This is a genomic window from Ensifer sp. Root142, assembly GCF_001426785.1.
Taxonomy (GTDB): Bacteria; Pseudomonadota; Alphaproteobacteria; order Rhizobiales; family Rhizobiaceae; genus Ensifer; species Ensifer canadensis.
The window spans coordinates 815,984-839,453 of the sequence record NZ_LMFK01000001.1 but is presented as its reverse complement, the minus strand read 5'-3'; the positions used below and the strand labels follow the sequence as shown (position 1 = coordinate 839,453).

The window sequence follows — 23,470 nt, the reverse complement described above, 5'->3', positions numbered from 1 at the left end:
TCGGATCCCTCAGAACTTGAGGCTCAGATTTGCCTTGAACGTCTGATCGCTGACGCCGCTGCCGAACTGTCCGGCGTAAATCAGCCCGAGATTGGCATCCGGCGTAAGAGCAAAGTCGAGACCGGCTTCGAGCACCGCCGCATCCTCGGCGATCGGAACGCCAGCGATGGTAAAGGTGCTCGCAGACGAGAACCCATTCGACGACAGCGGCAGCGTATCGCCGAAGGCGTGTTTCCAGCCTATCGTGCCGCGCGCCGTCGCTAGCATACCGCCGAGGTCGAAACTGGATGCTGCGCGCAGACCGAGGGTCGTGAACGTGGTGTCCTGCGATGCGTCGCTGCCAACGAGTGCAGCTGCCCCGCCGCGTTCCGCAAAGCCATCGCGGTTGAGCTGCACATAGGCGAGATTGGCAAACGGCTCCAACTCGACCGAGCCGGTCCTGACGGCATAGGCAAACTCGCCAAAGACCTGGCCAGTGCCGGCATCATAGTCGGCGTCAAGACGATCGGAGAACCCTGGGAACGAAACCGAGCGGCTCGTCTCAATGTCATGCCAGCTATAGGCAGCGCCTGTTCGCAGCGAAGCGTCGCCCCATTGTCCACCGGCATAGAGCCCGAGATGATAGTTGTCGGATGTCGCCGAAGAAAACCGCGCGTCGATGTCCATCGAAGACCGCGAATAGCCCGCAAGCGCGCCGACGGTCCATTCGTCCACCTGCGTATCGGCACCGACGAAGAAGCCGCCGATGGAGCGATCCGCCTTTGCCGCGTTGCCGTCGCCATCCCAACGGCCCCAGGAGCCGAAACCCTGTGCCCAGATGGCAAGCTCGCCCGTATCAGCCGCCGCGCTGTTTCCGGAAGACTGCTTGGCACCCACGGCGCCAAGAACCGAGCGCAAACGATCGTTTGCCGCGTCGCGCAGGAACCGGCTGTCCTCGATCAGGATCGACTGGAAGGAGGCATGCACTTCGCCCGAAAGCAGGTCGAAGGCCGTGCGTGCGGCCTCAGGCGTTGCTGCAAGCGAAAGTGCATTGACGATGGGGCTCGCAACCCCCAGCCCATCGACGCCGGTGCTGGCGGCAATCTGGTTGCGCGTGCGGGCTACGCTGGCAAAGCTGATGTCGTTGCGGGTCAGCTTAAGCGACAGGTCGTTACCGTCGCCGCCGCTATAATCGACGGTCGGATCGAGGAAGACCAGATTGTCGACGATCGAGGCAAAGGTGCCGGTAATGGCGCCTGAACTCTGCTTGTCGATGAGGATGAACGGGCCGTTGACCGGGCTCCAGCTCGCCGCCGTGTTGGGAGAGAGCAGAAGATCGAGCGTCGCACCGGAAATATCGACATTGCCCGAAACGATCAGCTTGTCGGTGCTGGCAGGCGTGCCTTCGATCTGCAGGACGCCGTTGTTGGTATAGTTGCCGGCAATCGTCTGTGTGCCGATCGAATTGCCCGGAGCATGGACGCCGCCACTCAGAACGGTCGTGTTTCCAAGTGTGCCGGTGCCGCCGAGGCGGGCGCCACCGTGGATGGTGGTCAGGCGGGAGGTGGCAAGCGAGCCATTGACGATCAGTGCCCCCGACGTGATGGAGGTGTCGCCGGTGAAGGTGTTCACGCCCGTCAAGGTGAGCTTGCCGGTGCCGGCCTGGGTGAGTGCACCGCTACCGGAGAATGTGCCTGCATAGATGACGTCGTTCGAGCGGTTGTAGATCAAGGCACCATTGTTGGTGATCGAGCCGGCGAAGTTGCCGGTGCCGCCGATCCAGCCGGTCGTCCCGCCATTGCCAAGCTGCAGCGTGCTGCCCGTACCGATCGTTACCGGACCGCGGCTGCTGCTGGTTGCCGTCAAGGTCAGCGTGCCGCTGCCGATCTGCGAGAACGAGCCAGGGCCGCTGATCGAGCCGCCATAGGTCACATTGTCTGACTGGTTGAACGTGAGCGCGCCATAATTGGTGACGTTCGATGCAAGGGATCCGCCCGTGCCGCCGTCGCCGATTTGCAGCGTCGCACCCTGAGCGATGCCGGCGCCGCCGGTAAAGCCATTGGCGCCGGTCAACACCTGTGTGCCACCATTGACCGAAATGCCGCCGGTGCCGGTGATCGCGCCGGAGAAGGTGCCCGCGGCGGCGTTGATCATCAGCGTCCGTCCGCCGAGCACCACCTGGCCGCTGCCGCCAAGCGACTTGATCTGTGCCGATGAAGCCGCCGAGACGTCGAAGACGCCGTTGGCGGTCAATCCACTTGAAGCGCTAATCCGGCCCTGGCCGGACAGCGCAAGCGTGCCACCAGCCGCAATGCTCGTCGCACCCGTATAGGTGTTCATCCCCGTCAGCGTCAGCGTGCCGTTGCCGACCTTGTTGAGCCCGCTGCCGGTTGCACCGTTCTGCAGCACCGTGCCGATCGTCGTTGCGACGCCGCTGCCGACATTGATGGTTGCCGCCGTGCCGCTTGCCGGATTGAAGGCGAGCACGCCGCCATTGATGGTGTAGCCGCTGCCATCGGCCGTCGTGGAGAACTGCAGCGTGTCGAAGCTCTGCGTGCCAACGACATTGACCACACCACCGGTCGCGCCGGCAAACACGCCGACGGATCCGCCAAAGCTACCATTGATGCCGGCGTGCAACGGATCGCCCGTCCAGTTGGTGCCGGCCGACGTCCAGGTGCCGGTGCCGCCATTGACGGCGCCATTGCCGGCCGTATCTGCTCCATCCCAGAAATGCATGGTCTGGCCGGTGCCGAGCACCGACAGGTTGACCTGCTTGGCGATGCCCGTCTGGACCTGATGGCTGGCGACGGTGAAGCCGGGTGCTGTCGACGTCGCGACCGTCGTGGCGAAGCCGCCCGACAGCGAACCGGCATGTTCGAACAGCCGGTAATATCCTGCAGACGCCACCTGAGCATTCAGGGCGCCGCCGAGCGTCAGATTGCCGCCGACTTTTATCAGGTCGTTTCCGCCCGCGCCCACGCCGCCGACGATGCCGGGCGTGTTCAGCTCAAATACGGATGCGGAGCCTCCGTTTAGCGTCAGGTCGCCACCGATCGTCAACGTCCCGGGACTGTTGCCAGCCGAAAGCGTGCCATCGACCGTCACATTGCCGATGATCTTGCCGGCACCGCCGAGTACGGCTCCCGAATCGACATCGACATTGCCGCCGAGCTGACCATTGACGTAGGTCGTCCCCGACGACATCGACGTCGTGCCGGCGAACAACGAACTATCGCCCGTCAGGGTGAGCCGGCCGGTGCCGGCCTGCGAGAGTGTGCCGCTGCCGCTGATCGTGCCGGCATAGCTGACATTGTTCGAGTGGTTGTAGATCAGCGCACCGTTGTTGGTGATCGAGCCGGCGAAGTTGTTGGTGCCGCCGATCCAGCCGGTCGTACCGCCATTGCCGAGCTGCAAAGTGCTGCCCGTTCCGATCGTCACGAGACCGCGCGTGCTGCTGGTCGCGGTCAAGGTCAGCGTGCCGTTGCCGATGTGAGAGAACGTTCCGTTGGCAGTGATCTCACCGCCATAGGTCAAATCGCCCGAGCTGTTGAAGACGAGCGCGCCTAAATTGGTGACATTAGATGCCAGACTTCCGCCTATGCCGCCATCACCGATCTGCAGCGTCGCCCCCGGAGAGATTCCCGCACCGCCGGTGAAGCCGTTGGTGCCGGTCAAGACCTGCGTGCCGGCACTAATCGAGATGCCGCCGCTGCCGTTGATCGCGCCGGAGAACGTGCCCGTAGCGTTGTTGACGATCAGCGTCTTGGTGCCGAGCACCACCTGACCGCTGCCGGCAAGCGACTTGACCTGTGCCGACGCGGCGGCCGAGACGTCGAAGATACCGTTGGCGGTCAAGCCGCTCGACACATTGATCCGTCCCTGGCCGGACAACGCAAGCGTACCGCCGGCCGCGATGCTCGTTGCGCCCGTGTAGGTGTTCATCCCCGTCAGCGTCAGCGTGCCGCTGCCGGATTTGATGAGCGAACCATTGCCGGTAATCGTATTGTTGATCCTGCCGCTACCGGTCTGGTCGATCGTCAGGCTGGCGGAATTGTTGATGGCAATGTTGCCAGCGAGACTTGGGCTCGCCGCAGAAAACCGGAATGTGTTGGCGCCACCATCGAAGGTCATGGCATTGGCGGTCCCGCCATTGCCGCCCACGATCGACCCGGAAGCGCCAAGGGTTACATCCAGGTTTCGGCCAAAAATGCCGGCTCCATGCACGCCGCCCGTCCCGCCGCTTCCTGCCACGCCGCCCGTGACGCTGCCATTGATGATCAGCGTGCCGCCGTTCAACGCGCTAATGCCGATGCCGCCATCACCATTGCGCTTTTCGGTAACGTCGCCGCCGGCGCCGGCGTTGCCGCCGTTGCCACCGGTAAGCTGCGTGTTCACCGTCAATGTGCCGCCACCGATCAGCGCGGCGCCATCACCGCCGTCACCACCGCTGCCACCAATCCCAACGCCTCCCGACGCTCCCCCGCCGGCACCGCCATGTCCGCCCTGCCCGCCTGAGACTGTCGCTCCGGTAATGCTATCGGTGCTGCCAGAGGCGACAATCCGGCCATAACCACCAGCACCGCCACCACCTCCGTCGCCACTTGGCGAAGAACCACCATCGCCACCGCGGCCAGCGGCAACTCCAACGCTGCCGTGCGCGCCACCACCACCACCGCCGCCGCCGCCATAATTGCCGCTGCTGCCGCTGCCATTACCGCCTGACGTTCCATTCGGGCTGCCAACGGTACCGCCTGCGCCACCACTTCCGGCAACCCCGGTACCGAGCTGACTTCCAGCGCCGCCGGCGGCACCCGGCCCGCCACCGCCGCCGCCATTTCCGGAATAGGTCGCATCGGCGCCAGGTGTCCCCTGGAGATTGCCATCGACGCCGCCGCCGGCGCCACCCGAGCTGCCGCCGTTTCCGCCCTTTCCTGCCGCCTGAGCAAGAGGCGCGGTCGCCACCATACCGAGGGCAAGCCCTGAGGCGGCGAACAGCCATAGCGCCGTGCTGCTCAGCAAGAGGCGTTGCCTGCCGCCCACCGGGCGCCGTCTCGGCGACGGCCGATGTCCGCGGTGCTCGCCACCCTCAAGCCCAGAAGCCAAGCCCTGAATTGTACAATTGATCTTTTTCAAAGGCTTGCCCCTCGCCATCATCCAAAATATCCCAGGACGCTGGCTTGCACGGCAACCCTAAAGCGGCAACGGCCAATCGACGAAACAACCTACGGGTTCGACGAAACGACAAAGCGAGAGGTCTGCGACTGTGGACAATCTCAGATCCCCAGCCGGCTGCGCAATTCCTGCCTGTAAGGCCGTGATACGGCCCATGGCGTATCGAACCTGCGCAGGCGCACTGCCCAGGCCTGCCTGGTCGGGCCCGCGTGACGATCCAACTCGGTCACATGCGCTATGTTTATCACCGTCGTACGGTGGATACGCAGGAAGTTCGACTTCGGAAGCAGGCCGATCCAGAACGAAAGCGGCCGTAGATCGAGCACCGCCGCTTCGTCTCTCAACCAGATCTGCGTGTAGTCTTTGGCGGAACGCAATCCGACGATCGCTGCCAGCGGAACGCCGCGCGTGCGCCCCGGCATATGCAGATGCACGAGGGGCTCGGTGCCGGTGAGTGCGCTGACGGTGCTTCCGTCGCGTTGACCGTCCGTCGAGGCTCGCCCATAGCGAGCGATGCCGATCAGTTTTGCACAGCGGGCAAGTTGGTGGATCTCGGGCACCGGCCACCGGCGTTTCGCGCGCGTCGCATCAAAGCCGATACAGGCGCGCAAGGTGCCGTCATGAAAGACCGGCACGCACAGGACGCTCTTGTCGTTCTGACGCAGCATTTCCGCCTGAAGGACGCGAGCGGGACGCGGAAGGTTGGCGACGTCATTGATCATTACCGCCTTCCCGGCGACCAGCCACTGATGCAGCCAACCGATCATCGTCACCGGCGTCTGCTGCAGATCTTCTACATGCGACGACACGCCCTCACGCGCCCATTCCTGGGTATTGCGGAACCGCAGAAGATCGTCGTCGTATTCGAACATCCAGGCGCGATCGGCGCCGGCGAGCCTGCCGGTTTCCTCCAGGATTGCCGAAATCGCGACGTTGGCAGGCAAGCCTATGAGGTGAGTGGCCGCCAGATAGGCCCAGTCATACGAAGGCTGTCCCACGATTGGCTGGAAACACTCGGCAATTTCTATCAACTCGTAGGGCGGCGCTGTATCGGAAAGGTCGGACGGTTGAAACTGTTCGTTCATGGCGACCAATATGTGAATAAGGAATTGGGGAGGCTTCGCAATGTGTCGTTGCCGCCCCAGGAAACCATGGCGTGACAACGACGGACTCGTCCGATGATCGCCGAGGGGCGGCGACAAACGGAGCTCTGAAATCGATAATTACTCAAGCGCGCGCGTTCCGATGGCCCCCTCCATCGTCATGCAGCAGCGTTTCGCAACGCAGCATCCGCCCACGGCCGCCAGTTGAGGTTGAACGTGAGAAAAATGCAAGAGTGATCCGCTTCGCCCAAGCGCCCCTTTTTGGGTTGATGGTTGGCAAAACGAAGCGATATCGGCGGTTGTGCCGCAGGGCCAGAGCGAAAACCCGGGGGGCTTCGCGGGTAGAGAACAGACGCGCCCCGCACGCTGGAGGGGACGAAGCTTTGCCGCTACAGGAACCGCCCCGGCAGCGATGGCCGGCGCATGGCGAGTGATGTCACCGTCGCCAGCAGCATGATGATGCCGAGCAGGAAGAAAGCGTCGGCGTAGCTCATTGTATAGGCTTCCCGTTGAACCACCCTGGCCACCATTGCCGTCGCCTGCCCCATCGCACCCTGTTCGCCTGACGCCCGTGGCCGCAGCGTGCGCGCGAGTGCCTCGACGCGAGAGAGCGCTTCGGGGTTGCCGCTGTGCACGTGAAGGCCGATCAGGTTGGAATGAACCTGCTCCTGCACGCGTACGACCGTTGCAACAAGCGCCATCCCCACGGCCGACCCGACAGTCCTGACGATATGCACGAGGGAGGCGATCCAGGGTATTTCCTGAAACTGAATGTCTTCGGTGATCAACACCATGGTCGGTACCGCCAACAGGGGCGCTCCGAGCGCTTGCAGCATCACCGGCAACAGGAAATCGTCGGCCGCCCAGACACTGGAGATATTGACCGCCATCAGGATGCCGCCGCCGGTCAGGATCCCACCCGCAGCCAAGAGATTTCGCGGGTCGACCCTGTAGCAGAGCCAGGCGACGACGGGCGCCAACAGCAATTGCGGGATCACGGCATTAAGAAACAGCCCACCGCTTTCGAGCGCCCGATAGCCCTGAACGCGGATCAGATATTGCGGAATGAGGAACGCCGATGACATGATGGCGAGCCTGACCGTAAACATCAGCAGCAATCCGAGCCCGACATTGCGCCGCCAAAGCAGCTTTGGACTAACAACCGGGTTCGGATGCAGCAAAGCGTGGACGAGGTAGGCGCCGATCAGGAAAACGCCGGCCAGAAGCAACCCGACGATCAAGCCCGAGTGCAGCCAGTCTAGCCTGTTGCCCTGGTCGAGCGCCGTTACCAACGCCGCTAGGCCAAGCGACAGTGCCAAGAGCCCAAAACCGTCCACCTTGCGGAAACGCATGTATTTGATCGGCTCGTGCGCCAGGCCGTAACCGGCGGCAAAGACTGTCAGCGCGCCGGGGACGGCATTGAGCCAGAAGAGGAACTGCCAGGACAGGCGATCGATTACCCAGGCTTCCAACGAGACCGAAAGGCTAGGTGTGGCAGCCGAAATCAGCGCATAGAGCGACAGACCATACAGGCGCTGCTGCTGCGGCAGGTGGCGCATGATGACGGCGTAGCTCATCGGGATCAGGATGCCGGCGCTCAAGCCCCTCAGCGCCTGCAATGTCAAAAGCACCTGCAGGTTCGGGCTGAGCGGAACGGCGAGCGAAAAGATTGAAAACAACACCGCGCCGATGATGACCCCGCGCGTCGGCGAGAGAATACCGCGCAGCCAGACCGCTACCGGGATCGCCGCGACCTCGGCGACGATATAGGCCGTCGTGATCCACGACGCCTCGTCGAAGCCGAGACCGAGTGCGCCTCTGATATCCGCCAGCCCGATTTCTGTCAGGCGCGAATTGAGGATCGAGGTAAAGGTGCCGAGAAGCACGGCTCCGATCGCCACGATGGTTTTCAGGCCCGGAAACGGTACGCCAGGCTTTGCGATCGCAACGGATGTCATCGTCAGCCCTCCCCGTCCTCAAAGCTTGGCGGATGTATCGGTGTGAATGGTCGATACGACGGACATGCCGGGCCGCAGTTGCCGGCGCAGCCCCTCGGGCACATCGCTCAGCGCTATCTTCACCGCGATGCGCTGAGCGACCTTGGTGAAGTTGCCGGTGGCGTTGTCGGCCGGCAACAGGGCGAATTCCGAACCGCTCGCGGGCGAGATCTGCTCTATGCGGCCGGCAAGGCGTTCGCCCGGAAACATATCGACGGCGATCGTGACGGCCTGGCCGACCCGGACTTTGCCGAGTTGCGTTTCCTTGTAGTTCGCCACCACATAGACATTCGGCAGCGGAACGACGGAGATCACGCGCGTCCCAGCCGACACATACTGGCCGGCACGCACACTGCTCACATTGACGACGCCGTCGGTCGGCGCGATGACCTTGGTATGCCCAAGTTCAATTTCGGCAAGCTGAAGCTCGGCGCGCCGACTGGCAAGCTCGGCCGATGCCTGTTCGCGCTGCGTGCCCAACACGTCCAACTGCTGCCGCTCGGCATCGACTTCGGCCTGCTTCTCGATCATCTGGGCTTCGAAGCGGCGGATGGCGGCAAGCGCCTCTTCTAGTCTCTGGCTGGTCGACCAGCCGTCGCGGGCGAGTGTCTTCTGCCGGTCATGCTCGGCAGCCGCGCGATCGCGGTCTGCCGCCGTCGCCTGAATACTCGCTTGCGCCTGCGCGATGATGCGGTGCTGCAACTGTACACGGCTATCGACATTGCGGATCGCCGCTTCGGCCGCCGATACCGCAGCCCGCGCACGACTGACCTTTGCCAGATATTCGGCAGGATCGATCTCGGCCAGGATATCGCCGGCGTGCACGCGCTCGAAGTCCCTGACGAGAACGGCGCGGACATGTCCGCCTATCTGCGTGCTCACCGGCGTAATGTCGGCGCGCAGATAGGCGTTGTCAGTCGATTGGTCGGTGAAACCGGCCACCCACTGCCCCCAGCCGAGCGGTATCACCGTGGCAAGACCTATGCCCATGACGATGACGGCGGAGCGCGCAAGCGCGAGATAGGTCCGCTTGCGGCGCGGCTTTTTGGTTTGCCTCGGCTCTTCGCTCTGCGACCGGCCGGTTGCTGGGGTCTGCATCGGAGCCGTTCGCTTGTCCTGAACGGGAAGTTCCGTGACGACTGCGTTCATTGCCGTAAATCCTTTGGGTCCGTTGGACCAGATCAAGATTTCGACAATATGAGCCCTGAAGGGTAATGAATGAAATGATCATTGAGCATTTGAAAAATGAATGCCATTCATGCAGATCAAAGATACCGCGTCATTCTTCGACGCCATACCGCCTGGCGCTTTCGATCAGCTCGTTGCGCAGCCATTGCACCGACGGATGTGCGCCCATGGTGCGATGTGACAGCATGGAGATCTGAAACGCCGGCGCCTGGTAGGGCGGCCCCCGCCAGGTCAGGTCGAGTGCCTTGGCTGCGCGCTTGGCAAATTGCAGCGGCGTGAAGGCGAGCATATCGGTCGCGGCCACCAGCGAGGGCACGGCCAAAATGTGAGAAACGGTGGCTCCGACCTTGCGCACCAGGCCTTCGGCACCAAGCAAGGCCTCGATATGACGCGGATTGCTGGTGATATAGGCGCGTTCCAGCCCGCCCTGATCGATTGTCGCGCCGGCACCCGCCTGGATCTGGTCGGAGATCAAAATGTCGATCTGCGGATAGAGCGAAAGTTCGCGCAGGCCGAAGGCGCCCGAAGCGGCGGGATGATCCCGGCGCATCAGCCAGACGCTTTGGTCCGAAAACAGGGGTTCGCTGACGAAGCGCGAGGGCGTCTTGCCGAAAACGCCGATGGCGACATGGATTGTCCCGCGATCGAGTTCCTCGGTGATGTTCATTTCACTGAGAGCGCGCACGCGGCAGCGGGCGTTCGGCGCCGCCTTGCGCATGCGCGACATCAAATCCGGGACAATCGTTGCGGTGATGTAGTCCGAGGTCGAGATCGAAAACTCGACCTCGGACGTTGCCGGATTGAAAACCGGCTCGGACAACGCAGCCTCGATCTGAACGAGGGCCGGCTTGAACGATTGCGCCAATTCGGCCGCCCGGGGCGTCGGGTGCATGCCGTCAGGACCGCGGATGAACAGTTCGTCGCCGATGATCTCGCGCAGTCGCGCCAAGGCATGGCTGACGGCCGATTGCGTCAGATGCAGGCGCTCGGCTGCCCGGGTGACGCCACGCTCGTCCAGCACCGCATTGAAGATCCGCACGAGATTGAGATCGAGATTATGAACGTCACGCATATTCGACATGGCCCTGCTTCATTTGATTAATGTAGCCGGGCTTCGCATATCCCGCCAGTCAGATGCGCGCCGCCGCGGCCAGCGGGCTGGAGCGCGAACCCACGGGAAGGTGTGAAATGATGATGCAGGAAGACGCGCGGCAATGGCCTTGCCGGAATGAAACGGTCGGTGCCACTTTGAAGCCCGGTCAGAGACTGCTTGCAGATACCATCCTGTACCTGGCTTCGGTGAGCCTTTTATGGTGGATGGGAATCCCATTGAATTGAGCGAGACTGCGCCACGCGCGACAGTCCACGCAAGAGAAGGGACCGCGTGAGACAATGGACGACATCACTGCTAGGTCCGCAGTTCCACCCTTCTGAGCCTTTGCCTGTGAGCGCCGGATCGCTGGGACCATTGTTGGCCTTTTCATCTTGCGATCGTTTACCCATGGCCGTTTAATGTGAGAAACGTAACTGGCACCCACCTGGCTGAGGAGAGCCCGCGCTCATGAGGCCAATGAACGAAAAGCACCTCGCGGTCCTGCGCAGGCACATGGTCGAGGTGATTGCAATCTATGCCGACCTTGAAAGCGAAGAACTGGGCAAGGCGGCGTTCGATGAACGGGTGATGGCAGCGATGCTGCGGGTGCCCCGGCATCTCTTCGTGCCCGCACCCGCTGCGCCCTTTGCCCATCAGGACATGCCGCTGCCGATCGGCTTCGATAAAACTGTGTCGCAGCCCTTCATCGTCGCTCTCATGACCGATCTCCTTGCTCCCCAACCGCATGAGGCAGTGCTCGAGATCGGCACCGGCTTGGGCTACCAAACCGCAATCCTCGCGGAGCTCGCCGGGCAAGTTTGGAGCGTCGAAATCATCGAGGAATTTGCAAGCCATGCCGAGGCTCTCCTCCGTAGCCTCGGCATATCAAATGTCGGCATTCGTGTCGGCGATGGGTCTGGCGGTTGGCCTGACCGCGCGCCATTCGACAAGATCCTGGTTACGGCGGCGGCAGAAGAGGCGCCGCCGGCTTTGATTGAACAGCTCAAGCCAATGGGCCGTTTGGTTCTTCCTATGGGCTCTGAACAACAGTTTCTGACTGTTATTGACAAGGATTCGGCGGGACAACTCGAGACGCGGCAATTCATCCCGGTTCGGTTCGGCCGGCTCGAGACGGTCTGATGCCCGTGTGGCCATGTGGCGCAATAGACCCCTCACATACTATTCCGAAGATCGTTTACCACGCCCATGCAGACGCTCGACTGATTGACAAAAATCCTGATGTGAGGGGATTTGAACCGAAAGCCAGCATCATTGCCTGCACGAGGTTTGCCAAGGGTTCCAGGTGGGTGTTGACGTGCATGCGGGTGGAGTTGAAACAGCAGAACCACGGTTACTGGGTATTGTTCTGCCGGTCGGTGAAATCGAGTGCTGCGGCCAAGAATTGATGCGATCGATACATTATGCGACCTGGTATTCAGAACAAGAGCAATCACAGGCTTGAGGAATAAGGCGATGTAACGCGTCGCCTGCGAGGTTGGGGTGGCCCGCCCTTTTGCGATCGTCAGTGCCTCAGGCCCACTCACCACGTGATCGTCTCAGCAATCGCCGCACAATCCGTCACTAGTCAGCGCCGCCTTATTGCCGCCAGCTGACCGCAATCACCGATCATCGCGTGTCATCGCGCGATTTGTCAGAAGCTGACGCGCGCGCCGATTTTGGCACCGGCCGACTGCGAGCCGTCACCTTCGATGTTGAACAGCAGCGAGAAGTCGAGGTCCCAGTTGTCGTTGTTGGAAAGCGCAAGCCCGGCCGAGACCCTTCCGAACAGACCTTCGCCATCGAGCGAGGCAAAGCCGACATCCGCGCCGACCGTTGGCGACAGGGTCAACCCGTTTTCCAATTCCAACGTCCGCTCGACATCGAAGCCGATGCTGAAGCGGGCTTGTTCCTCGATGAAGCCCTTGAGATCGATCGTTTCGCCCAGGGCATTGCTGACGCTGTAATTGTCAGTCTCCTCGTTGAAATAGACGGCTCTGAGTTTCGGCGTCAAAACGGTGATCTCGTCGAGTTGCCATTCGCCGGTGAGCTTCACATCCGCCAGCCAGCGGCTTGTATCGAAGCCGCCACGGAAAATGCCGGTGTCGATGTCGTTCGACGAGCCGCCGTAGAGCAGGTTCGCATCGAGGAAAACATTCTGCCCGATTTCGAACGAGGCATAGGGACCGGCGAGCCAACCGTTGCCGGTCAGTTCAGCGTCCTCGTCGGTCGGATCCGTCATGTAATCGTAGTGGACCGAGAGGCCGACCAGCGCGCGGTCACTGAGGAGATAATCGGCGCCGGCGGAGAACAGGGCGAAATTACCCCATTTGTCGCTCTTGTCGTCTTCGTCCTTGTGGAACAGGAAGCTGCCGTTCACCCAGATGTCGAAAGGGCGATTGGTCATCACGAAGGTTTCGCCGGCTGCGGCCGCATCGGCGGCATCGCGTGCCGCCTGGATCTGGGCGAGGCTGGAGGAGAAGCCGAGACGTGCGCCTCTTTCGGATGGCGTGACGGCCGTTGTGACCGGATCGGTACTCGCGGCCGCCCTGCGCCGATCAATGAGGCCCGGAACCTTGACCGTCGACGACAGCAGGTTCTGCCGTGTGCGCACGAAGTCGCGCACGAGGCTGTTGATCTCCTCCCCGGCCGCCACACGATCGAGCGCGATCTTGTAGGTGACACGCCCGACATTGGAGGAGCCGATCGCGCTCTGTAGCGTGTAACCGACAACGGCAGGGCCGGAATAAGAAGGGTTCGGCGTGAACTTGAGGTAAAAGCCGACCGGCGTGAAGCTGCCGGCAGCGGCGAGTTCACCCTCGATGATCTCGGCCGCGCCGGCGATCGGCGGCGTGACCGAGGCGACCGCGGCGCCGATGAACGGGCCTCCGGTGGCGCCGGCGTTGAGGTACACGTTGTTCGGTGTCGAGCCGGCGGGAACCTCGACGACGATATCCGGCGCGGTGACAGCGCGCGCCTTCAGTTGCAGGCTATAGGCCGCCGATCCGCTGGCACCACGGCTGTCAGCTACCGCGATGGTGAAACGATAGGTATCGGGCGTCGCATCATTGGCGAGCGGCCCGGTCAGTTCGCCGGTGGAGACGTTGAGAACCATGCCTTTCGGCAGGTCGCCGCTCTTGACGCTGTAGACCAGAGCGCCAACCCCGCCGGTCGCCGAAATGCGCGAAGAATAGGCTTCGCCGACCATCGCATCCGGCAGTGCGCCGGCGGACGGGCTAAAGACGAAATTGCTGGAGACGACGGCGATCTGGTAGCTCGCCTGACCTGTCGCGCCGTTGGCGTCCGTCGCCGTCACGGTGAAACGGAAGTCGCCATCGCCGGTCGGCCGTCCGGAAATGGTCCCACTCAACCCGTCCAGCGTCAGCCCCCCCGGCAGAGCACCGGACGCGATCGTGTAGATGTAGGGTGCCGTTCCCGTGCTCGCCGTTATGCTCTGGCTGTAGGAAACGCCGGGGATTGCATTGGCGAGTGTGCCGCCAGGTGGCGAAAACGCCAGGACCGGCGGCGAGACCGTCACTGTGATCGTCGCGGGCGCAGACGTCCCCGTTGCGTTCGTCGCCATATAGGTAAAGCTGTCAGTGCCCGAGTAGCCGGCCGCCGGCGTATAAAGAATCGACGTGCCTGACACCGACGCGGCTCCGTGGACCGGCGCGCTCGCAAGCGCGACGGACACAGCCGCTCCGCCGGAAAGATTGGGCGTAATGGCGTTTGCTGCCGAATTCGCGGCGATGGTGACAGAAACCGCACCGGCAGATGGTGCCTGAACGGCCACGGCCAGACTGTAGGCCGCATCGCCCGTGGCGCCGTGCGCGTCGGTCGCCGTGACGGTGAAGGTCGCCGGTCCGTCAACCGTCGGCGTCCCGGAAAGGCGGCCATCGCCGGCGAGCGTCAAGCCCGCGGGAAGCGCTCCGGCAGTGATCGCGTAGCTATAGGGCGCCGTTCCATTCGCAGCCGTGATCGTCTGATCGTACGATTGCGCGACCGTCGCACCGGCAAGCGCGCCTGGCGCCGGCGTGAAGGCGAGCGTCGGCGGCGACACCGTGACGGTAACCGTCGCCGTCGCCGACGTGCCCGTTGCGTTCGTCGCAGTGTAGGTGAAACTGTCCGCGCCGGAGTAACCGGTCGCCGGCGTATAGCTGATTGTGGTTCCCGTCACGTTAGCTGCACCATGCGATGGCGCCGCGACGATAGCGACAGACGCGGCTGCGCCGCCGGAAAGATTGGGCGTGATAGTATTGGCGGACGAATTGGCCGCAACCGTTGCAGTCGTGGCACCCGCGATCGGTACCTGGATGCGAACGGTCAGGCTATAACTGCTGGTCCCGGCCGCGCCGTAGCTGTCGGTCGCCTGCACCGTGAAATTGAACGCGCCATCAGCCGTCGGGGTACCGGTAAGCGCACCGGTCGAAGTGTCGAGCGTCAAGCCGCCCGGAAGCGCACCGCCGGCGATCGCAAAGCTATAGGGCGCCGTTCCGCCGCTGACACCAAAGCTCTGAGTGTAGGCCGTCGCCACGGTCGCGACCGGCAATGCGCCGGCGGCCGGCGTGAAGGCGAAAATCGGCGCCGAAACCAGGAAGGACTGGCTGACATTCGGGGCAGCCAGATAGGAACCGTTGCCCGGCTGCGATACTTCGATGGTGCAGGTGCCGCCATTGCGGAAGGTCAAGGCGCCGCCTGGCGTGATCACGCAGACGCTTGACGTCAGCGATTGGAAGACTGGGGTGAGCCCGGAGTCGGCGCTCGCGCTCAGCGTCACGGGTGCCGCATAGTCCTGCGGGCCGGGATTGGCGAAGGTGATGGTTTGTGCCGCCTTCGGGATGACCGCGTTGGAGGCAGAGGACGCCGGACCCGTGCCAGCGCTGTTGGTCGCAGTCACCGTGAATGTATAACTGATGCCGTTGGTAAGGCCGCTCACGGCAATCGGGCTCGATGCGCCGGTCCCCGTGATGCCGCCAGGGTTTGACGTGACGGTATAACCGGTAATCGTCGCACCGCCCGTACTCGACGGTGCGGCGAAGGATACTATCGCCTGCGTGTCGCCGGCGGTCGCAGAAGCCGCCGTCGGCGCACCCGGCACGATAGGATTGACGGCGAAGCTTTGTGCGACCGCCGGTGCGGGGAGGTAGGTGCCATCGCCCGACTGAGAGGCTTCAATGGTGCATATACCGGTCTGCTGGAAGGTCAGCGTTCCGTCGGGAGTAACCGTGCACACCCCCGTGGTCGAGGACGCAAAGGCAACGGGCAGACCGGAACTCGCGTTCGCCGTCAAAGTCGGAGCGGTGCCGAAGTTCTGCGCGCCCGGATTGCCGAAGGCAATCGTCTGGGACGACCTCGGCGTGACCGCATTGGATGCGCTGGACGCCGAACCCGGCCCAGCGCTGTTGGTCGCGGTCACGGTGAATGTATAGCTGGTGCCGTTGGAAAGGCCGGGCACCGTGATCGGGCTCGACGGTCCCGTTCCCGTGAAGCCGCCCGGACTTGAGGTGACGGTATAGCTGGCAATCGTCGCACCGCCCGTGTTCGAGGGCGCGGTGAACGAGACAGTGGCGGCCGCGACACCGGCCGTTGCGCTCGCGCCTGTCGGCGCACCGGGGGCGACTGCGTTGACGGTGAAAGTCTGTGTGACCTGCGGCGCGGCCAAGTGGCTGCCGTCGCCCGCCTGGTCGGCATTGATGGAGCAAGGACCGGCGAGGTGGAAGGTCAACTGCCCGCCCGGGCTGACCTCGCACACCGCGGCGGAAGACGACGTAAAGGTAACCGTCAGTCCGGAACTCGATGCTGCCGTCAATGTGGGTGTTGTGCCGAAGTTCTGTGCGCCCGGATTGGCGAAGGTGATGGTTTGCGGCGCCTTCGGTGTAACCGCGTTGGAAGCGCCTGACGAAGGGCCCGTGCCGGTGCTGTTTGTCGCGGTCACAGTGAATGTATAGCTGGTGCCGTTGGAAAGGCCGGGCACCGTGATCGGGCTCGACGTTGCCGTTCCGGTGATGCCGTCCGGATTTGAGGTTACGGTGTAGCTGGTGATCGGCGTGCCGCCGCTAAAAGCGGGTGCAGCAAAGCTCACATCTGCGCTGCTGTCACCGCCTGTCGCCGCAGCGGCGGTCGGTGCGTCAGGAACCGTAGCAGCCACGGTGATGCTGTAGCTCTCAGTGGCGGTCCGGCTATGCGCATCGGTCGCTGTGACCGCAAAATTGAAAGTACCCGCAAGCGATGGCGTGCCGCTGATCGCAGCGGTCGATCCATTCAGTGTCAAGCCCGGCGGAAAGGTTCCGGACGCTACCGAATAGACGACCGTGCCCAGTCCGTCCGTCGCCGTGATCGACGTCTCTGAATAGGCGACACCTGCGGTAGCACCGGTCAACGCGCCCCCCGGCGTCAGCGTCATCGGCGGTGCCGTGATCGTGATCGAGTAACTGGCAGCTGCCGTGCCTGCGGTTGCGGCCGTCGCCTTGATCGTGAAGTTTGCCGTGCCATACCCGGCCGCCGTCGGGGTGCCGGAAATCGTGCCCGTCGAGGGATCCAGAGCAAGGCCATTGGGAAGCGCACCCGCCGTCACCGCATAGGTAATCGTCCCCAAGCCGCCGTTCGCAGACACCGATGCCCCCGGATAGGCCACGTCAACGACGCCCCCCGCCAAGGCACCGCCCGCTGGCGCCAGCACCACCGGCGGCTCTGCGATCGTGATCGAATAGTCCTTCGAATCCGAGCCGACGGTTGCCGCGGTCGCCTTCACCGTGAAGTTTGCGGTTCCGAACGCGCCGGCCAACGGCGTGCCGGTGATGGCGCCGGTCGAGGCATTGATGCTGAGGCCGGCCGGCAACGAACCGGATGTCACGGCGTAGGTGATCGCGCCAACGCCGCCCGTGGCCGAAATCGAACTGTTCGCATAGGCAACGCCGACCGTTCCAGCCGACAGGGCTCCGTTCGCCGGTGTCAGCACCACCGGCGGCGCGGCCACCGTGATGGAGTAATTTGCAGAAGCCGAACCGGCGGTCGCGGCGGTCGCTGTCACCGTGAAGTTCGCCGTGCCGGTCGCCGCGGCGGTCGGCGTCCCGCTGATCGCGCCCGTTGATCCGCTCAGCGCGAGGCCAGCTGGCAATGAACCTGCCGTCACCGCATAGGTGATAGTGCCCGAGCCGCCGCTGGCCGAGATGGACGCGTTTGAATAGGCCGTGCCCACCGTACCGGCGGAAAGCGCCGTACCGCTCGCCGGCGACAGGGTCACGGGTGGGAAGGTATTGATGGTGATCGTTATACTTTGTGTCTTGAAGTGCACGCCGCCGGTCGAGATCGTCGTGCTATCCTGCGTCTTCAAGATGAACGTCGAGCTGCCAGCCGCCGTCGGCGTACCGGACAGCAGCCCGCCGGTCGAAAGGCTCAACCCGGCCGGCAGGGTGCCGCTGTCGCGTGTGTAGGTGTAAGGCGCGGTGCCGCCGGAAGCAGAAAACTGCAGGCTGTAGGGAACGTTGACCCCTCCATCTGGCACGCTGCTCGGAGTGACAACGATCGTCGGCGCTGCAATCGCCGGATTATAGCTCTTGTCGACCGCGTGGGCCGCGGGGGTTGTCGAATCCACCACATGCACAGTGAAACTATAGCCTCCAGAGCCGGTCGGCGTTCCCGAGATAACACCGGCCGCCGAGAGCGTGAGCCCGGGCGGCAATACCGTCCCGCCACCCAGAGAATAGGTATAGGGGCCGGTGCCACCGGTGGTGCTCAGCGTCTGATTGTAGGGTACACCGATCGCGGGCGTCGGCAGACTTGCCGGCGTTACCGTCAACGGCGAACTCGACGGCGCCACCGTCACGTTAAAGGTAACCGGCGACGTGACACTTTCATCGTAGACGACAAAGCTGTCGGACGTCGCCCCATCCCCATTGTTGGTGTAGATGAGAGCATTGGTGTTCGTCGGCATACCGAATGTCAGGCTGCCATGAGCCGGAGGCGTCACCGCGGGCTGAATGAAGCCCCATACCGAGCAGGTAATGATGCTGGTCCCGCCCGATACCACCGAGATGTTCTGGGTTGTCCCGCAGGCCCCCGCTCGCGCGGCGGACACGGGCCACAGCGTCGCCAGGCATAGGAACACGAGGAAACCGAGGAAAAAGGCGAATGGCCCGCGGTCACCGCGCACCAGGCCTGCCCGACCAAACGACTGCTGAAACATATCTCGCCCCCGTGCGCACTGCACGCCACATGGACGGAGTCCATCGTCACGATCAGTCCGTTCACCGCCTCGCCGACTGACTGACATGTAATTTTGAGTCACACAACCCAGAATCGCACCACTTCTACGGGAAGTCTAAAAAAAGTTCCCTGGACCCCCCTTCCTAATATGCCCGTTATAGGAGAGAGTGCCCGCGGGGATAAATCCAGAGTCGTCTAGCTTCGTTGGGATGGGGACAACCATGGCCGAACCATTTGTCGGACAGATCATGATGGGCGGATTCGGCTTCGCGCCGCGATCTTTTGCGCTTTGTAATGGTCAGATCCTGGCGATCAACCAGAACCAGGCCTTGTTCTCCTTGTTGGGGACGGCATACGGCGGCAACGGTACCACCACATTTGCTCTGCCAAATCTGCAGGGCCGTACGCCGGTAGCGTTCGGCGAGTCGGCCGATCCGAGCTGGCGGCCTCCGGCCTATGGGATCGGCGAGGTCGGCGGCACCGAGACCGTGACTCTGAACTCGCAACAAATTCCGGCCCACACGCATATCGGCAACGGCGCGACGGCCGACGGCAAGGAGCGGAACCCGGAAGGCAAACTCTTCGGCACCACTTCCGTGCCGATCTATGCACAGACTGGTGGAGCGCAGGTGCTGCTGTCCCCGCAAAGTGTCGTGCCGACAGGCGGCGGACAGCCGCATTCCAACGTCCAACCATACAACGTCATCAATTTCTTCATTGCGCTTTCGGGCATTTACCCGTCCCGCAATTGAACCCAGCCGCCGGAGATCAAGAATGAGCACTCCCTATGTCGGGGAAATACGGATGTTCGGTTTCCACCGCGTGCCGACCGGGTGGCAGGCCTGCGACGGCTCACTGCTTTCGATAGCGGAATATGAGACACTGTACACGCTGATTGGCACCACCTATGGCGGGGACGGGGTAAGTACCTTCGCCGTGCCGGATCTGCGCGGCCGCGTGCCTCTTCACTGGGGCAACGGACAGGGCCTGACACCGCGCGTTCTCGGCCAAGTTGGCGGTTCCGAGAGCGTGACCCTTCTAAGCACGCAGCTGCCGTCACACAGCCATCCGATGTTCGCGACGACGGCGACGGCCGAGGCCACGAAGGTCGCTTCAACGGTCGAACTCGGGACGGTGGCGAGCGATACGCTATATGCCACCGATACGTCCAACCTTGTCGGTTCCAAGACCTCTTCGAACTCCACCCTGCCTACAGGCAACACCCTGCCCCATGACAATGCAATGCCGACGTTGACGGCGCAGTTCTGCATCGCCACCTACGGCGTTTTTCCGTCACAAGGCTGAGCCGAACCGCCATTTCACGATAAGGGGAATAAAGAATGTCAGAGCCTTTCATGGGTGAAATTCAGCTATTCGGTTTTGGTTTCGCGCCCACTGGTTGGGCATTTTGCAACGGAGCGCTGTTTCCGATCCAGCAGAATCCGGCGCTGTTCTCTCTGCTGGGTGTGACCTATGGAGGCAATGGCACCACCAATTACCAGTTGCCCAACTTTACCGGACGCGCCGCATGCACCCAGGGCGCAGGACCCGGCCTGAGTGGGCGCGAGATTGGGGAAGCATTCGGCGAAAACAATGTCACGCTGAACTCGGCTGAAATGCCGGCACATTCCCACGCGTTCACGATCTACAATCAGCCCGACACTTCAAAAAAGGCGAACACGCCTTCTGCCGGCAATTCGCTGACCCTGCCCACCCAGAGCCAGATTATGGCTATAGACGCCCAGCCGTATGCGCAGTTTGCTCCGACGATGATTGGCTCTGCCGGCAACGGCCAGCCGCATGAAAATCGACAGCCCTATCTCGCGGTGAATTTCTGCATTTCCCTCGCGGGCGCCTTCCCGTCGTTCGGGTGATGCCGCCCGTCGAGATTGCCGAGATTGGCTTTCCGGCGCGGCGCGATCCTTCCCGCCTGTCGGTGGCAAACATCGTCCTGCGCCACGCCACATCCGAGGATTTTCCGTTTCTGCTACGGCTCTACCGGTCGTTTCGAGCGGACGAACTGGCGGCGGTGCCTTGGTCAATCGAACAGAAACACGCCTTTCTCCAACAGCAGTTCCTGTTCCAGCATCGCCACTACATCGCGACGTTTCCCGATGCAGATTTTCTCGTTGTCGAGATCGAAGGCGAGCCAGTCGGCCGCGTCTATCTTGATGCGACGAAGGAGCGCTGGCTCATCGTCGACATCGGACTGCTGACGGAATGGCGCCGTCAAGGCCACGGAACCACGCTGTTGGCGGCCATCCAGCACGAGGCGACGGTGTCCGATTGCGAGGCCGTCGTCCTGCACGTCGAGCAGCATAACTTCCGGGCGCAGGCTCTCTACCATCGTCTTGGTTTTCGAGCCGAGGAGAATGGTGGTTCACACGTCCAGATGGAATGGTCTTGCTGCAACCTCGCCGAGACTGGGCGTCTCTGACCGCCTTTCACCTCATCAATTGAATACGGCCTGGTAGACGATGCCCTGCTTGTCCCTGGCGACCGGTACGAGGAAGATCTCCAGCGCGCCGAGCGACGCATTCCTCAGGCGGTAGATCTGCTGCGGCAGGACGATCGCCGAACTGCTGCGGAACACCAGGGAAAAAGGCGCGCGCCGCATGCCAGGCAGGATCTGTGTTGTGCCCGGAGAAGCTTCCGCCAAGGTCAGCGGCACGGTGCTCTCGCCAAGAGACAAATCAAACGCCTGGCCGACACAACCCGCAAAATTTTGAAGCGTCAGAAGTTCCATGCGCTGTTCTCCCCGATGATTCCCGCTTAGGTCGATGGCTGTACACTTACAGCATTGCGGTTGAGCACAAAAGACTTCGGGCATCTCGAGTTCTTTCGCTCTTATGAAAGCGACCGCTAGCGTTCCCCTTGTACATTCAGCGAAATTTTCAGCACAGAACAAGAACATCGGCTGCACTGTTCCCTTCGCTTCGTTTGGTGGGTGTCGCGCGCCAATTTTGTCGACAAATTGCCTACATATAAAATATATAAAAGAGACAGATGGGTTTTGGCCTCGTACATTGGTAAAGCCTCAAAGATTCTGACACAGGAGCCGACATGCCTCTGCCATCCCGCCCTGCCTCGATCTCCGCTACGGAAAGACATGCGCGACTGGGAAGATTGCGCGAAAACATGGAGGCTGCCGGTTTCTCAGCCGTTCTGATCGGAGCGACAGAAAGCCTTCGCTATTTCACTGGCCTTGTCTGGCATCAAAGCGAACGTCTCCTCGGTGCGCTGGTGACACCCACGACACTTACCTACATCGTTCCGGGTTTCGAGCGCAGTCGCGTGGAAACACTGCCGCACCTGCCTGGCGAAATCGCCACTTGGGAGGAAGAGGAAAGCCCCGCTCAGCTCATTGCTTCACTGCTTGCAGCCACGGACAGGCTCGCGCTCGACGATGCGCTGCCGCTGTTTGCCTATCATGAACTCGTCAGGAAACTCGGCGTTGATCGCATCGGCGATGGTGCTCGTTTGATCCGTGATCTCAGGCTCTGCAAGTCAGCAGCCGAAATTGCGCTGATCCAGTACGCGATGGACCTCACCCTCGAGGTTCACAAACGCACACACGTCATGATGGAGCCGGGTATACGGGCCTCCGATGTCGTGCGCTATATCGATGAACAGCATCGCGCGCTCGGCGCCTCCGGTGGCTCGACCTTTTGTATCGTATCATTCGGAACCGCCACATCCCTGCCGCATGGGGCAGATGGCGACCAGGTGCTTGAGAAGGGACAAGCGATCCTCGTCGATACGGGCACACGCATCGACGGCTATCACTCGGACCTCACCCGCACCTACATGCTGGACGCGGCGGATGCAGAGTTTGAGCGCGTCTGGTCGATCGAGCGCGAGGCACAACAGGCAGTCTTCGAAGCCGCGCAGATCGGCGTGGAAGCCCGCTTGCTGGATGATGCGGCCCGAGCGGTGCTCGTGCGCGATGGCCTTGGTCCGGATTATAGATTACCGGGCCTACCCCATCGGGCCGGTCATGGTCTGGGCCTCGAGATCCACGAGGAACCATACATCGTGCGCGGTAACGGCACGCGCCTTCGTGCCGGAATGTGCTTCTCCAACGAACCGATGATCGTCGTACCAGGTCAGTTCGGTATCCGGCTCGAAGACCACATATTCATGTCTGACACTGGACCGCGCTGGTTCACGCAACCCGCCACCGGCCCAACCCAGCCTTTTGCTTGAACGACCTGACTGGGGCATGATGCCATCAGTTCAGGCGATGAAGCCTGCGACGAAATGGCTGACTGGCCGATGATAGAACACTTGCGGCGGTCCAGCCGGTTCAATGACGCAGCGCGCTTAGCCGAGGCGAGGACAGCCGGGCCGGTTAGCAAATGCGACTGTCACGAACCGCCCGCGCCGTTCGCCATCGATGACGATTTGTCTGCGCGTCACGGCCTGAATTTCCGGATCACGTAGTCCAAGTCTCGATGCACGACGAAGCGCTTGCCGCTCGCTACAGCCCGGCCGCTCGTACTCGTCCTCGTAGTATCGACGGTCTAGATCTCTATCGCGCAGTTCAGGACGTCCGTCCGGGCCGATGTAGAGGTCGAGGGACTGCGCCGACGACGTGGATGAAACGGCTGTGAGAGCGCCGACCGCGAGCAGGCCTGCCGCCAAAAGATTATGAATGGACTTTTGCATGTCCGCCTCCTCAATAGAGTTCAGTTGAGCCTATTGAGAACTGAACGACAAAGGCCAGGTAAGGT

Annotated in this window: 14 protein-coding genes; 6 read left to right on the top strand and 8 right to left on the bottom strand. The window is 62.4% G+C overall.

What is annotated here, in order from left to right; translation table 11 throughout:
* Positions 1 to 9 precede the first annotated feature (9 nt).
* The 5 genes from ASD52_RS03945 to ASD52_RS03925 form a co-directional block, all read right to left on the bottom strand.
* A complete protein-coding gene (locus ASD52_RS03945) occupies positions 10 to 5,001 on the bottom strand; it encodes an autotransporter domain-containing protein (RefSeq protein WP_156612870.1) in 4,992 nt (1,663 codons plus the stop codon).
* Positions 5,002 to 5,255: 254 nt separating this feature from the next.
* Complete coding sequence (locus tag ASD52_RS03940; RefSeq protein WP_057222974.1) at positions 5,256 to 6,239, bottom strand: GAF domain-containing DNA-binding protein; 984 nt, start codon at positions 6,237 to 6,239, stop codon at positions 5,256 to 5,258.
* 407 nt (positions 6,240 to 6,646) lie between these two features.
* Positions 6,647 to 8,215 carry a DHA2 family efflux MFS transporter permease subunit gene (locus tag ASD52_RS03935; RefSeq protein ID WP_057222971.1) on the bottom strand — a complete coding sequence of 523 codons (1,569 nt, stop codon included), beginning with the start codon at positions 8,213 to 8,215 and terminating at the stop codon, positions 6,647 to 6,649.
* Positions 8,216 to 8,233: 18 nt separating this feature from the next.
* The gene (locus ASD52_RS03930) at positions 8,234 to 9,403 is read right to left on the bottom strand and encodes an HlyD family secretion protein (protein WP_244497410.1); all 1,170 of its coding nucleotides are present in this window, start codon (positions 9,401 to 9,403) and stop codon (positions 8,234 to 8,236) included.
* A 130-nt stretch (positions 9,404 to 9,533) separates the two neighbouring features.
* Positions 9,534 to 10,523, bottom strand: a complete 990-nt coding sequence (locus ASD52_RS03925) for a LysR family transcriptional regulator (protein ID WP_057222970.1) — start codon at positions 10,521 to 10,523, stop codon at positions 9,534 to 9,536.
* Between the two features lie 480 nt (positions 10,524 to 11,003).
* Here ASD52_RS03925 and ASD52_RS03920 point away from each other — a divergent pair, with 480 nt between their 5' ends.
* Entirely contained in the window at positions 11,004 to 11,675 is a 672-nt protein-coding gene (locus ASD52_RS03920) for a protein-L-isoaspartate(D-aspartate) O-methyltransferase (RefSeq protein ID WP_057222966.1), read from the top strand.
* A gap of 511 nt (positions 11,676 to 12,186) precedes the next feature.
* Here ASD52_RS03920 and ASD52_RS03915 read toward each other — a convergent pair.
* Positions 12,187 to 18,717 carry a putative Ig domain-containing protein gene (locus ASD52_RS03915; protein WP_057222963.1) on the bottom strand — a complete coding sequence of 2,177 codons (6,531 nt, stop codon included), beginning with the start codon at positions 18,715 to 18,717 and terminating at the stop codon, positions 12,187 to 12,189.
* 241 nt (positions 18,718 to 18,958) lie between these two features.
* Here ASD52_RS03915 and ASD52_RS03910 point away from each other — a divergent pair, with 241 nt between their 5' ends.
* Genes ASD52_RS03910 through ASD52_RS03895 form a run of 4 tightly spaced genes read left to right on the top strand, consistent with a single transcriptional unit; the run spans position 18,959 to position 21,174 of the window.
* Entirely contained in the window at positions 18,959 to 19,489 is a 531-nt protein-coding gene (locus tag ASD52_RS03910; protein WP_057222961.1) for a tail fiber protein, read from the top strand.
* A 22-nt stretch (positions 19,490 to 19,511) separates the two neighbouring features.
* Positions 19,512 to 20,042: a tail fiber protein gene (locus ASD52_RS03905; protein ID WP_057222960.1), complete on the top strand. Its 531-nt coding sequence runs from the start codon at positions 19,512 to 19,514 to the stop codon at positions 20,040 to 20,042.
* Positions 20,043 to 20,092: 50 nt separating this feature from the next.
* Positions 20,093 to 20,611, top strand: a complete 519-nt coding sequence (locus ASD52_RS03900) for a tail fiber protein (RefSeq protein WP_244497409.1) — start codon at positions 20,093 to 20,095, stop codon at positions 20,609 to 20,611.
* On the top strand, positions 20,611 to 21,174 hold the full coding sequence (locus ASD52_RS03895; RefSeq protein WP_057222955.1) for a GNAT family N-acetyltransferase: 564 nt from the start codon (positions 20,611 to 20,613) through the stop codon (positions 21,172 to 21,174). The genes ASD52_RS03900 and ASD52_RS03895 overlap by 1 nt, the downstream gene beginning before the upstream one ends.
* Before the next feature lie 15 nt (positions 21,175 to 21,189).
* Here ASD52_RS03895 and ASD52_RS03890 read toward each other — a convergent pair whose 3' ends face one another.
* On the bottom strand, positions 21,190 to 21,483 hold the full coding sequence (locus ASD52_RS03890; protein ID WP_057218995.1) for a hypothetical protein: 294 nt from the start codon (positions 21,481 to 21,483) through the stop codon (positions 21,190 to 21,192).
* Between the two features lie 317 nt (positions 21,484 to 21,800).
* Between ASD52_RS03890 and ASD52_RS03885 the strand changes: the two genes are divergently transcribed.
* Positions 21,801 to 22,943 carry a Xaa-Pro peptidase family protein gene (locus tag ASD52_RS03885; protein ID WP_057222954.1) on the top strand — a complete coding sequence of 381 codons (1,143 nt, stop codon included), beginning with the start codon at positions 21,801 to 21,803 and terminating at the stop codon, positions 22,941 to 22,943.
* A gap of 117 nt (positions 22,944 to 23,060) precedes the next feature.
* Here the strand turns inward: ASD52_RS03885 and ASD52_RS03880 are convergent, their stop codons facing one another.
* Positions 23,061 to 23,405, bottom strand: coding sequence for a hypothetical protein (locus tag ASD52_RS03880; RefSeq protein WP_038577932.1), 345 nt, complete (start codon positions 23,403 to 23,405; stop codon positions 23,061 to 23,063).
* Positions 23,406 to 23,470 lie beyond the last annotated feature (65 nt).